Annotated in this window: 14 protein-coding genes; 2 read left to right on the top strand and 12 right to left on the bottom strand. The window is 31.6% G+C overall.

The window, feature by feature from the left end; translation table 11 throughout:
- The first annotated feature begins 104 nt into the window (after positions 1 to 104).
- Complete coding sequence (locus BX659_RS07320; protein WP_181186427.1) at positions 105 to 1,139, top strand: LNS2 domain-containing protein; 1,035 nt, start codon at positions 105 to 107, stop codon at positions 1,137 to 1,139.
- Positions 1,140 to 1,212: 73 nt separating this feature from the next.
- Here the strand turns inward: BX659_RS07320 and BX659_RS07315 are convergent, their stop codons facing one another.
- Entirely contained in the window at positions 1,213 to 3,246 is a 2,034-nt protein-coding gene (locus BX659_RS07315; protein WP_097017467.1) for a hypothetical protein, read from the bottom strand.
- Positions 3,247 to 3,529: 283 nt separating this feature from the next.
- Between BX659_RS07315 and BX659_RS07310 the strand changes: the two genes are divergently transcribed.
- Positions 3,530 to 3,988 (top strand): flavodoxin family protein, encoded by a 459-nt coding sequence (locus BX659_RS07310; protein WP_097017466.1) that lies wholly within the window; start codon positions 3,530 to 3,532, stop codon positions 3,986 to 3,988.
- Positions 3,989 to 4,018: 30 nt separating this feature from the next.
- Here the strand turns inward: BX659_RS07310 and yfcE are convergent, their stop codons facing one another.
- The 11 genes from yfcE to BX659_RS07260 form a co-directional block, all read right to left on the bottom strand.
- On the bottom strand, positions 4,019 to 4,579 hold the full coding sequence (gene yfcE, locus BX659_RS07305; RefSeq protein WP_097017465.1) for a phosphodiesterase: 561 nt from the start codon (positions 4,577 to 4,579) through the stop codon (positions 4,019 to 4,021).
- A 41-nt stretch (positions 4,580 to 4,620) separates the two neighbouring features.
- Positions 4,621 to 6,702: a sensor domain-containing diguanylate cyclase gene (locus tag BX659_RS07300; RefSeq protein WP_097017464.1), complete on the bottom strand. Its 2,082-nt coding sequence runs from the start codon at positions 6,700 to 6,702 to the stop codon at positions 4,621 to 4,623.
- 342 nt (positions 6,703 to 7,044) lie between these two features.
- Positions 7,045 to 7,176, bottom strand: coding sequence for a hypothetical protein (locus BX659_RS19410; protein ID WP_258176121.1), 132 nt, complete (start codon positions 7,174 to 7,176; stop codon positions 7,045 to 7,047).
- Between the two features lie 91 nt (positions 7,177 to 7,267).
- Complete coding sequence (locus tag BX659_RS07295) at positions 7,268 to 7,822, bottom strand: NUDIX hydrolase (RefSeq protein WP_097017463.1); 555 nt, start codon at positions 7,820 to 7,822, stop codon at positions 7,268 to 7,270.
- Positions 7,823 to 8,387: 565 nt separating this feature from the next.
- Complete coding sequence (locus tag BX659_RS07290) at positions 8,388 to 8,684, bottom strand: YkvA family protein (RefSeq protein WP_097017462.1); 297 nt, start codon at positions 8,682 to 8,684, stop codon at positions 8,388 to 8,390.
- Between the two features lie 52 nt (positions 8,685 to 8,736).
- Positions 8,737 to 8,922, bottom strand: a complete 186-nt coding sequence (locus BX659_RS07285) for a rubredoxin (RefSeq protein ID WP_308870763.1) — start codon at positions 8,920 to 8,922, stop codon at positions 8,737 to 8,739.
- A gap of 140 nt (positions 8,923 to 9,062) precedes the next feature.
- Positions 9,063 to 10,130, bottom strand: coding sequence for a magnesium/cobalt transporter CorA (gene corA, locus BX659_RS07280; protein WP_097017461.1), 1,068 nt, complete (start codon positions 10,128 to 10,130; stop codon positions 9,063 to 9,065).
- Positions 10,131 to 10,142: 12 nt separating this feature from the next.
- Positions 10,143 to 10,688 (bottom strand): GNAT family N-acetyltransferase, encoded by a 546-nt coding sequence (locus BX659_RS07275; RefSeq protein ID WP_097017460.1) that lies wholly within the window; start codon positions 10,686 to 10,688, stop codon positions 10,143 to 10,145.
- A 36-nt stretch (positions 10,689 to 10,724) separates the two neighbouring features.
- Positions 10,725 to 11,333, bottom strand: coding sequence for a class I SAM-dependent methyltransferase (locus tag BX659_RS07270; protein ID WP_097017459.1), 609 nt, complete (start codon positions 11,331 to 11,333; stop codon positions 10,725 to 10,727).
- Between the two features lie 202 nt (positions 11,334 to 11,535).
- Positions 11,536 to 11,817 (bottom strand): acylphosphatase, encoded by a 282-nt coding sequence (locus tag BX659_RS07265; protein WP_097017458.1) that lies wholly within the window; start codon positions 11,815 to 11,817, stop codon positions 11,536 to 11,538.
- Positions 11,818 to 12,069: 252 nt separating this feature from the next.
- Positions 12,070 to 12,510, bottom strand: coding sequence for a pyridoxamine 5'-phosphate oxidase family protein (locus tag BX659_RS07260; RefSeq protein WP_097017457.1), 441 nt, complete (start codon positions 12,508 to 12,510; stop codon positions 12,070 to 12,072).
- Positions 12,511 to 12,868 lie beyond the last annotated feature (358 nt).

Below are 12,868 nucleotides of genomic sequence, written 5' to 3'. Positions count from 1 at the left end.
AAAAAATTAACAATAAATTAACCTGTAATTTAATTAAATTTAAAACAAATATTGGACAATATTATTATACAACTATAAAAAAAGGAGTGTTATATATGTATTTATTGAAGAAAAAATTATTGTTTTTATTTATTTTAAGTTGTTTAGTATTAGCTAATACCTCTGTTTCATTTGCTTTTCAATCAACTTCAACAGCAAGCACAAAAGAAGCCTTGTCAAAATCATATTCTAGTAGAAATCAGACACACTATTATAATTTAAAACCTGGAAATTTTCCTCCTCCTAAGCCAACTGAAACTTTTAATAACTGGTGGAATTATCCTCTAGTTAATCACACACCTCACCATAATGGATATGATAAAATATTTAGCCAATATGAGTCTCAAAGAGTTGAAGGTAAATTTCATTATGGCAAAAGTAGAAAAGATTTAGAAGGCGAGTGGATATCAATTTATGTTTGGTCTTTTTCTAGTGAAAATCCACAATGGATAAAATATGGTAGAAGAAAGACTGATTATGATGGAAGAATTTATTTTAATATTCCAGAAGATAAGAGGCTACCTTTAGGAATTAGTATTGTTAGAATGTATGTTGAAGGAGATGGAACTTTTGCAGATTCCTATATTCAAATAATTAGGGATAGGGAAGATTTTGTTGTTTTTGATATAGATGGAACCCTTACTTTAAATGATATAGAGTTTGTTAAAGAATTTACATCAGAATTATGTGATGAGCTTTATCAATCGAAAGCTTATCCAGGTGCACAAGATGTTGTTAAATATTACGTAGATAGAGGATATAATATTATTTATTTAACCGCTAGACCTTATTGGGGATCAGATTTAAGCCGAAAATGGTTAATAGAAAAAGAATTTCCTTTTGGAATACTTCATACAAAATATAATGAAGATACTTTTGAAGAAAATGATGTTTATAAAACAAATTATTTAAATAAAATTATCAATAAAGGGGTCCATATTGAAAGAGCTTATGGTAATGCAACTACAGATATTGATGCTTATTATTCAGCAGGACTATATTCTTCTCAAATATTTATTATTGGGGAAAATTCAGGAATTGCTAATACAGTTCCTATTTCAACCTATTTAGAACATCTAGAGACATTAAATCAAAATTAAATATACCTCAAAAAAAACTGGGCGATATATCGCCCAGTTTTATAAGTATGGTTAATGGCTACTAGCCAAATAATCATCTTATCACTATCTCATCTGGATCTGGTCCTGTTCTACCTTCTTTATCAATCTTCACAATATAAGCATCCCTCTCACCTTTAGCAAAAGAGTTTGTATAACCAACTAAAAGATACCCCCCATCATTACTAAAAGTAATGTCCATAAATTCATCATTCTCTATACCACCATAAAGCTTTGACCATTCTTGATGACCTTGGCTATCTATCTTGACCAGATAAGCATCATAATCACCCTTATTAGCAGAATTGCTATAACCAGCTAAGAGATATCCCCCATCATCAGTTGCTGCTACTGCTCTAAACCCATCATCACCTTTTTTGCTGCCATAAGTATTAGAAAATATTAGCTCTCCTTGACTATCGACCTTGACTATATAGCCATCATAAAGCCAGTCTGTAGTAACGCCTCTAGCACCCACCAATAAATACCCTCCATCTTCAGTTCGCATTATCTTTTCAAATCTCTCATCTAAGCCTTCTTTCCCATAGGTATATGCAAAAACCTTCTTGACTTTATTATCTAGCTTTACTAGTAGACCATCGCCATCTCTATTATCAAAGGGACTAGTATGACCAACTAATAAATATCCACCATCATTACTAGCTATAACATCATTAAAATAATCATTACTACCACTCGGATCATGATTATAGGTATATTCCAATAATTTATCATTATTATTATTCAACTTTGCTAAATACCCATCATTACCTATCTTACTACTATAACCAACAGCTATATACTCCCCATCATCAATTGAATATAACTGATAGATCTGTTGATTACTTTTAGAATTATCTAATTTATATTCAGCCAGTTTCTTTCCATCCTTCTTAGCAATTTTAACAAGGTAACCATCATTACTGAGATTTTTGTTATTCCCCTTATATCCTCCCAATAAATAATTCCCATCATTACTTGCTACTACACTAAAGAATAAATCCTCTTTACCCTCAAAAAAATCATAGTTATAGAAGAGCTCCTTACCATCTTCATCTATTCCCACTAAATAACCTGAGGGGTAGACCCAATCCTTATTAAAGGAAGTTGTATAGCCTACTGCAAGGTATCCATCCTCTCTATTAGTTATTGCTTCAAAGGCATCATAAGCAATACCACCATAACTTCTCTGCCAGACCTTGATTACATTAATATCGATTCTCTGACTAACCTCTCCCCCATAACTATCAGAGATTTTAACCTCAACACTATCAGTTGTACTGTAGGTAGGAGATAGATAAGTAACCCTTGCGCCTTGCCCAATAATCTTGCCTTCATCTGCAGACCACACATAAGCTAACTTATCATCATTAAAATCAATCGCACTAATATTAAGAGTTGCCTTGCCCACCCTATGCTTATCATCAATAGTAATAGATCTAGGCTTAGCTACAAGTTTTTTAACGACTTTAGGTAAATAATTTCTAACTTCAACAGTAATGCTAGTTCTTAGCTCAACACCTTGCCTATCTCTTATACTAACCCTAATATTATATAGCCCTTCCTTATCTGGAGCAATATAAGTAACCTTCTTTCCTTGCCCCTCAATACTTCCATAACCAGTTGTCCAGCTATAGCTCAAATCCCCAGTATAGTTACCAGTATCTGCAGTTACTCCAATCCTCTCTCCAGGATGAATTAATTCCCTTTCTAATTCTAAAGAGACCTCTAAATTCATTACATCTATTCTTTTGGTGGCTAATACATTCTCCCCATACTTATCACTAACAATCACAGTTACCTTATAACTTCCCTTAAGCTTTGGTGGAAAGTAAGTAATCCGCTCTCCTGTTCCAATAATCTGCCCCTCTTCAGCTAGCCACTGATAGTCCAATTGATCATTATCCAAATCATCAGCTTCAACGATAATCTCAACAGATTCTCCTTTACTAATGATCTCTTTACTTGCATAAATAGCATTAATTACTGGGTTATGATTCTGCTGTTTTGCTTTAACCCTAGAATTAATCGAAAATAATAGTAGAAAAGAACAACTTAATATTAAAAATAATCCTCTCTTTCTAATCATATTCTCCTCCGTTTCTATATCACTAACACTTATAGACTAACTTATCATCTTGAAAATAACTTAAATTATATAATTTTCCATTAAAAACTATCTACTCATATAATATTTATTTAGAGTTTGACTTATGCCACTAAATTAATATCTTAATTGAAAGTAGCAAATAATTGAAATAAAAAATTAAATCAATAATATACCTTGCTGTTAAAAGCAAAAATTTATATAATATAGTTATTGATGCAATTTTAAAGGGGTTAATAATATAAGTATCAGGGGGACTAAAGTAATGAAAATCTTAATAGTCTATAAATCAATTCACCATGGCAATACGGAAAAAATTGCTAGAACAATGGCAGACGTTATTAATGCCGATATATTATCTACTAGGGATGCCACACCTCAAATCATCGGTAGATATGACTTAATCGGCTTTGGTTCAGGAATATATTTTGGCAAACACCACCATAAATTATTAAGCTTAGCAGAAGACTTGCCAGAGGTCAAAGGAAAAAAAGCCTTCATCTTCTCTACCAGTGGCTTAAGAGAACTACCTATCATTCACAACTTCAACAAAGAACTAAAGAAGAGATTATTAGAAAAAAAGTATCAGTTAATTGGAATCTTCTCCTGTCGAGGCTTTGATACCTATGGACTATTAAAATTAATTGGTGGCATCCAAAAAGAAAGACCTAATGATGAAGATTTGAGCAATGCTATAGCCTTTGCCGAAAATCTAATAGAATAAAAAGATAAAAGACCAACTGATGTTGGCCTTTTATCTTTTTTCTAAATCAATATAATCGATCAACCTCTTTCCATCCTCCAAAGAGATTATATCAATCTTATCATCAATCACTGCAAAGGTAGGAATTTGAGGCTCTTGTTTAGGTAAAGATACACTGCCAGGATTTAATAATATCACTCCATCTACTTCTTTAGCTACTGGTTGATGAGTATGACCAAAGATTAAGATGTCAGCACCAAACCTTTTGGCAAAAGCAACCCTATCCTCTTCCTTTTCATGCTGATAACCATGATAAATAACAATTCTACGCCCATTATCATCAACTACTGCATATTCAGCCAAGGGATAAGGTAAGACCCAATCATCTACCAAGGCATCTACATTTCCCTTAACAGCTAATAGATTTCCTTCAAATTGATTAATCTCCTCAACTAAAGACTTAGTATCATATCCTTCTGGTAAAGGGTTTCTAGCACCATGATATAAGATATCACCTGCCACTAAAATCATATCAACCTCATCTAAATATTTGATTGCTTTTTTAAAAGCAGTTAAGCTACCATGAATGTCACTAATTACACCGATCTTCAATATTATCACCTCTAATCTCTCTTTTTATCTTAAAAATTTATCTATTCATATTCAGCTAAGCAGGTTTGATCCTTCCCCCTTCTTTTAGCTTGATATAAGGCAGTATCAGCAGCACTAATCAGCTCTTTTTGCGATAATCCTGCTTGATAGCAAGCAGCTCCAATACTGATAGTCACCTTTAACCTTAGATTATCATATTCGACTATCATATTTCTAACCAGATCATTTAATCTTTCTCCAATAGCCAATACACTAGCACCACCGGTTTTAGGTAGAATAATTGCAAACTCCTCTCCACCATATCTAGCAACTATATCTAACTCTCTTGCTTCTTCTTCCAACAATCGTGCTAAACATTTTAATACTCTATCACCAACTTGATGACCATAAGTATCATTAAACTCTTTAAAGTTATCAATATCCATCATCATCAAAGATAAATCAGAGTTAGAGCCTTTAGCTTCGGCTATCTCTTCTCTTAAAGCATCCTGAAAATAACTGTGATTATATAACTTAGTCAAACCATCTCTAGTAGCCAAATCCTCCATCTGTTTGTACATAGTAGCATTCTCAATAGCAATAGCAATCTGATTTGCTAAGGTAGTTAAAAAACTCTTATCTGCCTCTTTAAAGTTTCTTGGAAAGTCTAACTGTGCTGCAGTAATCGCCCCAAGCATATTATCCCTTACCTTTAATGGAATGCAGACAGCAGATATTAAATTTAAAGTTTCAAATTGATTCTTTATATCTTCACTTACTTTATCAGTAATTAAGACACTATTACTTTCAATTAGACTACTAGCCGTCTTTTCTGCTAATTTGATTAACTTTTTAGTCTCTTTATTGGTTGGAACTCCTATAGATGAAACCAATTTTAGCTTTTCATCATGCTTATCCAATAAGAACAGTCCTGCCATTGATACCCCCATAGTTCCCAAAACAACATCAACAGTTAGATCAATTACCTTATCTAAATTTAAAGTAGAGTTAATGGTATTGCTTGTTCGTTGTAATGTAGATAAACCAGCCATATTTCTCTCCATCTTCTCAAAAAACTCTGCTTTTTCAATGGCCAAAGGTGACTGTTCCACTACTGTTCTAATTGCAACCTTATGAAAATTATTAAAGAAGGACTCTTGCTGATCTAAGAAGAAGATAATAGCTGCAAGCTCACCCTCAACAAAGATTGGAGCTAATAACATTGAATTAAAACCATCTTCAACAAACAATTTCGTATCAGAATGATTGTCCTTAACTAAAGAGTTAATTATCACTATATCCCCTTCAGTTAAGTGGTAACCAAAATATTCTTCACCTTTTTTAATCTTAACCCGCTTCCAATACTCTCTATATAAGTCCTTATCTAAACCCTTTAATGATTTAAGATCTAAATAAGAATCTTCCTCTTCAGATTGAGCTAATAAGCCTCCTACTTTTACATTTAACTTTTGGCAAGCAATCTCAATTAAAGCTTCATAAGTATCCTCTAAAGTAAATTTAGAACTGAGCTTTTTATTTATATCATGTAAGCCACTTAGACTATTACAAGTTAGATTAATATCATTTAATTCTCTTTCTTTATTACAGATGAACTTTATTCTCCGTTGATGGACATCTATAACTGATAATATAGACCAAAATAGTATAGTATTTAAGAATAAAGATAAGATAAAATTGTCCTGAAAGATTAAAACCGTTGCTAAAAGTAAACTTATTACTAATCTTTTTAATTTACTTTCAATATTATCTAATCCTATTATATGATATTTATCTATAACTATTCCTAATAATACACTCTCTAACCCCAGAGGATAGAGATTAGCTTTTAAATAATAACTCAATATAGCCATTATAACTCCATTTATAAGACCATAAGGAGAACCAAAAATTCTTCCCATCAATAAGATAGCTAAATAATGTAACCCTATATTATACCCTTTAAAAAGATAAGTTCCCACCACTATAATTACTATTATAATCAGATTAAAGAATAACTTATCTTTAGTACTTATATTTGTAATCATTCCCTTAGAAAGAGGTCTTAGATTAATTACAATATATGTGATAGATATAAAGATAGAAAGTTGTAAAATAGCCTGAACAAATAAATTTATCTCTCCCATAATTAGTTGCCCCCGTATCTTTTAATTAATTTAAAGGTTCATAATATAGTATCTATAATAAAACTTATACAAGTAATCACTCAATCTTAGTGATAATTAATATAAATAATACTAACTTCTTAATATTTTTTTCATATAAAACTATATTTCCTATATTATTTCTAGATAAAGTCCAATTTCCCCTGCATAATTACTAATCTTTCGAAAAATTTTAGCACAGCTATTAATAATTAGTATTAAAAACCATATTTACGATAAAAATAATAAATTTACCTCTAGCTATTTTCAATAATAAAGTACTTAACACTAAAGTAAAGAATAAATTGGGTCTAAAGACCCAATTTATTCTTCTTCCACTGCCAAAATCTTAATTTGATCATTATCATCTCTATCAAGATTTAATGCAATCTCCATATCCTCTAACTTTCTCTGTTCATGACCATCTAATTTAGCACGTTTAACCTCTAACTCCATTACAAAATTCCCCCTTGAGCTTATTTCTTATTAAGTTTATAATTTAGCTGACTTGTTTATAGCATGTCAAAATTTAAGGGGCTTTATGTATTTAATCATTTCTATTCTTTAGATATTCCTTAGTATGCAACAAGGCTAAAACAGCTAGAGAATGATTAATAGAACCGTTAGAGATTAACTTATCAACATCTGCTAACTTTATCAACTCAACCTCAATATCTTCTGTTAAATCTAAATTCTGCTCTCCAACTAAAGAAGCATCCTCTGCTAAATAAAAATGGCAATAATTATTCTGAATGGCAGGATTAACAGCAACCTTCCCCAAATAAATTACCTGTTGACTAGCATAACCAGTCTCCTCTAATAACTCTCGTTTAGCAGCAGCTTCTGGGTCATTCTCTCCTGAATCTAAGGTACCTGCAGGAACCTCTAGAGTAACATCATCGATTCCAAAACGATATTGTTTGACAAACACAATCTCATTTTCAGGAGTAATAGGAACTATATTGACCCAATCTAAAAACTCCATCTTAAAAAAGGGATGAGAAATCTTTTTCTTATTATGATAACATATTTCTTCCTTAAAAGAAACTATTCCTCGTTGATATATTAAATTACTATCCTTCTTTTCCCAAAAATTCTTCATATAAACACCTACCTTACTTTCAACACTAAATTATCCATGCTTTTTATACTCTATAGATAAACAACTCTAGAATGAAACCTAAATATCCTACTAATTTAATACCTTTATTTCTTAACCAAAAACCTTAGAAGATAACTTTCAGCAACAACTCTCTCTAATTTACACGAATAAAACCAAAAGATTTAAAACATTAATTAATCTTTTACTCTTTAATTCACCCCAAGAGTACTTCCTCAAAAAGCAAAAACCGCTTCTTTAAGGGCGCGTGAAATTCGTGTAAATTCGCTGCCAATCTTTAGCTTTTGATCTTTAGTCTTTTATTTCATTCTAGACTTGCTTATCAATATAATTAAAATTAAGGAAACAACTAAGAGTAGAGCCTACCAAGTAAAAACTGTGAGAAAAATTAACAATGAAGGAAGAATCAATAAAAAGGGAGCAATTTTGAATAAAAACCGCTTGCTTCAATCATATAGATTACTATAAACACCTAGCCTTCTAAATAAATTAATCAATTAGAACTAGATATAGAGCATACTTACCCTATCTATAGTAAAATCAATAATCATTCAACCTTATACTCATCATCATCTAAAGTATATTCATTATCATTATTTTGCTCATATTTATTAATTAAATTGAACATATAATTCCAGATAGTTAATGCAATAGCTGTATCATCTAACCACCCTAAGAAAGGTAGTAATATCTCTGGAACTAAATCTAGTGGAGATATAATGTAGATTAGAGGAAAGAGTAATAATGCCTTCTTTAATATAGGTACTTTTGGGTCACTAATATACTTGCTTGCTAATCTTATATTCTTAATAACCATTTTAAAAGTGTTTAATTTCTTTGCCATAACCTCACCCCATTATCTAGTCTAAACAATTTTCATTATAAATATTTAACCTTTATAAACTAGGAGCTATGACCTCAAAAAATCTATCTTTATCAGCACCGCAAACTGGGCACTTCCATCCCTGGGGCAAATCTTTAAAAGGAGTTCCTCCCATAATCTTACCCTGCTTATCGCCTAAACTCTCATTATATTCATAACCACAGACTTCGCATTTATATTTGACTATCTTATTACTCATAGGCATCACCTCTTAGTAATTAATATAGATAAAAAGCAAAGTAATTAAAGCAATATCATACTTGTTTATTTGTCCTTATCAATTTCTACTCACCAGTCTTACTCATTACTTTTAGTAAATTCTATTATAATGCTTGATAGCTACAGCCATTTCTTCTTTTTAAAATAAAACAACATCCCTATTACAATAGCCAGCATTACTATTAGCGTAATTGGATATCCCAATTGACTTTCAAGCTCTGGCATATATTTAAAGTTCATTCCATAAATTCCTGCTATAAAGGTTAACGGGATAAATATTGTAGAGATAATCGTTAAAACTTGCATTACCTCATTCATCCTATTATTGACATTTGATAAGTAGGTATCCATCATCCCATTGATAATATCTCTAAAACTTTGAATTGTATCAATTGTCCTTTCAATATGGTCATTAACATCCTTTAGATAGAGGATGGTACTCTCTTTAAATAACTTATTATCACCTTTAAGTAGATTATTAAAGATACCCTTAAGAGGCCAGACTGATCTCTCTAGAAAGATCATCTCATGTTTGACCTGCTGTATATCAGATAATATGTCCTGAGAAGAATCAAGTAATAAGTCTTCTTCCATCAAAAAAAGGCCTTCCCCAATCTCATCTAATACTACAAAATAATTATCGACTATCACATCCAATAAGACATATGCTAAGTAATCAGCCCCTAAACTTCTTAAACGAGAATTCTGATTTCTAATCCTCTCTCTAATATTATCAAAGACATCCCCTTCTTTTTCTTGAAAGGTCAGTACAAAATCCTCTCCTAAGATAATACTCAGCTGCTCTATATCTATCTCCTCTTCTTCAAAGTCATAAGAGAATAATTTGATTACAAAATAGACAAAGTCATCATAACAATCGACTTTAGGGCGATGATCTGTATCAAGTATATCCTCTAAGACCAAGGAATGAATATTAAAAGCATCTCCTAAACTCTTAATCACCTCTATATTATGTAATCCATCAATATTAATCCACTTTATCCCATCTTTTTGCTTATAAGCTAAAGCCTCTTCAAGGCTAACCTTCCTCTCCTCTAAATAATAAGAACCATTATAGTTAAAGATAGTTATCTTAACTTCTTCTTCCCGTTCTTCCCCTCTATAAACTAAAGTTCCAGGAGGTAATCCACTCTTATTGATCGAACTTTTTTTAAATCTATAAGCCATTTATTGCCCCTCCTAATTATCTTGCCTGCTCTGCCATTCGTCTTTTAAAATACCATAACAGATTTCATCATGATATTTACCATTTCTATATCTCTTCTGTCTTCTAATACCTTCTTTAACAAAGCCAACCTTCTCATAGGACCTTTGAGCCCTGTGATTATATTCCCAACAGACAAGCTCAACTCTATTTAACCGCAATTGATTAAAGGCAAAATCTAAAATTAAATCCAAAGCCTCAGAGCCTAAGCCCTTTCCTAAATTCTCATTATCACCAATCACTAGCCCTAACACACCATAGCCATTCTTTAAATCCAAGTTGACAAAGTCAATCTGTCCAATATAATCTCCATCCTCTATATCTGCAATGACAAAACCTGTCCATTCATTACTCATAGCCTTATTTAAGAAATCCCTTGTATCCTTTTCAGAATTTGGATAAAGAAAGATATCAGATAAGTATCCCGTAATCTCAGGATTAATAACCCATCCTCTGATATCTTCAAAATCAGAGGACTGGTATTCTCTTAACCTAATTCTTTGACCATAAATCCTTGACATAATTAATATCCTCCCGACCTTAACACTAATATGTACTTATCCTTGTAATTGGGCAATCAGCATATATTCATCTTTGATCAGTAATTTCCAATTGATTAATTTAAAGCCATATTGATCTAAAAAGCTCTCTATCATACTTTTAGAGTATATCTTAATCTTCTTCTTAAATAAAACAGATAATAAATTCATCAACTGTCTAGTAGGGCTTGCTTTCCAATCATCAGTGATGAGTAAATACCCCTCTGGCTTAATGACTCTCTTTATCTCTGCCAATACCCGTTCAGGATGGCGATAATGTTGAAAAGAATTAACACATAAGACTAAATCAAAAGAGGATTGGTCCCAAGGTAATATTTCAGAATTACAGAGGATTAAATCACTATCAGCTCCCAATCTTCTTTTAGCAGCTTTGAGCTTATCTTCTGATGAATCTATCCCCGAAATCGATACGTCCGAATAATTCTTGGAAATAATCTCTAATAAAGATCCTTTTCCACAATCTACATCAAGCACCGAATTAAACTCTAAATTGCCTAGAATATCTATTAAATTTTTACGCACCAATTCTATATCTCTCTGATAACTATTAACATTATACCTGCTTGACTGAAGAGAAAAAGACCCACCTATACTCTCTTTATACATTATCTCTCTTTGGCCCCCTTGTAATTAGCCTACCCTCTAATAACCTTATACTCTTCTAAGCAGACAGTATAATATTTATGATCGAACTGTAATTTACATTATTTCTATAAAAGTTAAAAAATACCTCCATCTTTAATCCTTTAAATTTTAAACCTCTTAAAATTTATATCACAGCTTTAATTCCCAAGCTAATATACTCCAATTAATACTTTACTTTAAACTTACTAAACTCATCTTGAAATTCTTCATCTATTATCTCAAGATCCTCTACCTCTGATAAAGGCGAGCCCTGCTTAATTAAATCTATCATCTTATTTACCTTAAGCTTATCACCTACAAGCACAGCCTCTACTCTGCCATCATTAAGATTTTTAACCCAACCTGTTATTCCTAAGTTATTAGCCTGTTGATTGGTATACCAACGAAAGCCTACTCCCTGTACGTGTCCACTGATGTAAAGATGCTTTCTTACTTTAGATTCCATCAATTATCACCCCTCCTACTTGCTAATCAATAGATTCTGTAGATTATCAAATTGACACTTGACAAATACCTTCTATAAAGGTATTTAATTAAAAGATCAAAAAATCCTTTGTAATATAGAACAATATTCAAAAATTAATTGATTCAAAAAATATTATTAACACTTACCACTTCAATTAATTCCAATAATATAGCAGAAACTTTATAAACATCTAAAAAAACTGCCGACTAATTAGTCAGCAGCTTTTAGTAATTAAGCTTTCCAAATACTCTTTTCTCCGCTTCCATCTACTGCATCTTTATAGATGGCCTTTTTAGCATTAATTTTAATGATATATCCACCTTCATCACCCATATGCTCAAAGGGACAGTATTGTTCTGCTTCATGATGGAGGTTAGAACCTTCTTGACCAATCTCTGCTTGACCAAAGATCTGGACACCTTTAATAGTTTCATAATCTCCATAGAACTCTGTACTTACTAATAAACAGACCTCTTTGTTCTTCTCTAAGTTCTTAAACTTAGAACCACCATTACTGTGAATATAAATATCCAAGCCTTCACCAAGAAAATATTTGACTGGACTTACTCTTGTTTCTATTCCAGAGGTGGCTAAGGCCCCAGTGTCCTTCTTCTTTAAAAAGTTAATAATTGTTTCCTTTAATTCATTACCTGTGATAGTTGCTGTTGCCATATGTTTTTACCCCTTTCTTTACTTTAGCTATTATTAGTATGGAGTATTCTTTAAAAAATATTATTATTTAATATATTACTTTGCTAACTTATTCTCCTCAAATTCTCTAGAAAAATGGAAAAATAAAGTGAATTATGGTATTCTATTAATATGTTCTGCTAACTAAGTTTAAATATAAGTAGTGACTTTTTATGGGAATATTGCGACACTTTTACTTTTGAAAAGTAGACAAAATTATTAGGTTTCGCCTAATGGCGAGTTACCTCTTACCTAAAAGTTTGTTATAATAAAGTTAAGCAAGCAAGATGGATAGCGAGTTACTAGGCAATAAGCCTCTACAAAAGTCTTTCACTTGCTT

It is taken from the genome of Orenia metallireducens, assembly GCF_003001995.1.
Lineage (GTDB): Bacteria > Bacillota > Halanaerobiia > Halobacteroidales > Halobacteroidaceae > Orenia > Orenia metallireducens_B.
Note: the sequence above shows the minus strand (reverse complement) of the source record. Positions and strands in the feature narration are given on the sequence as shown.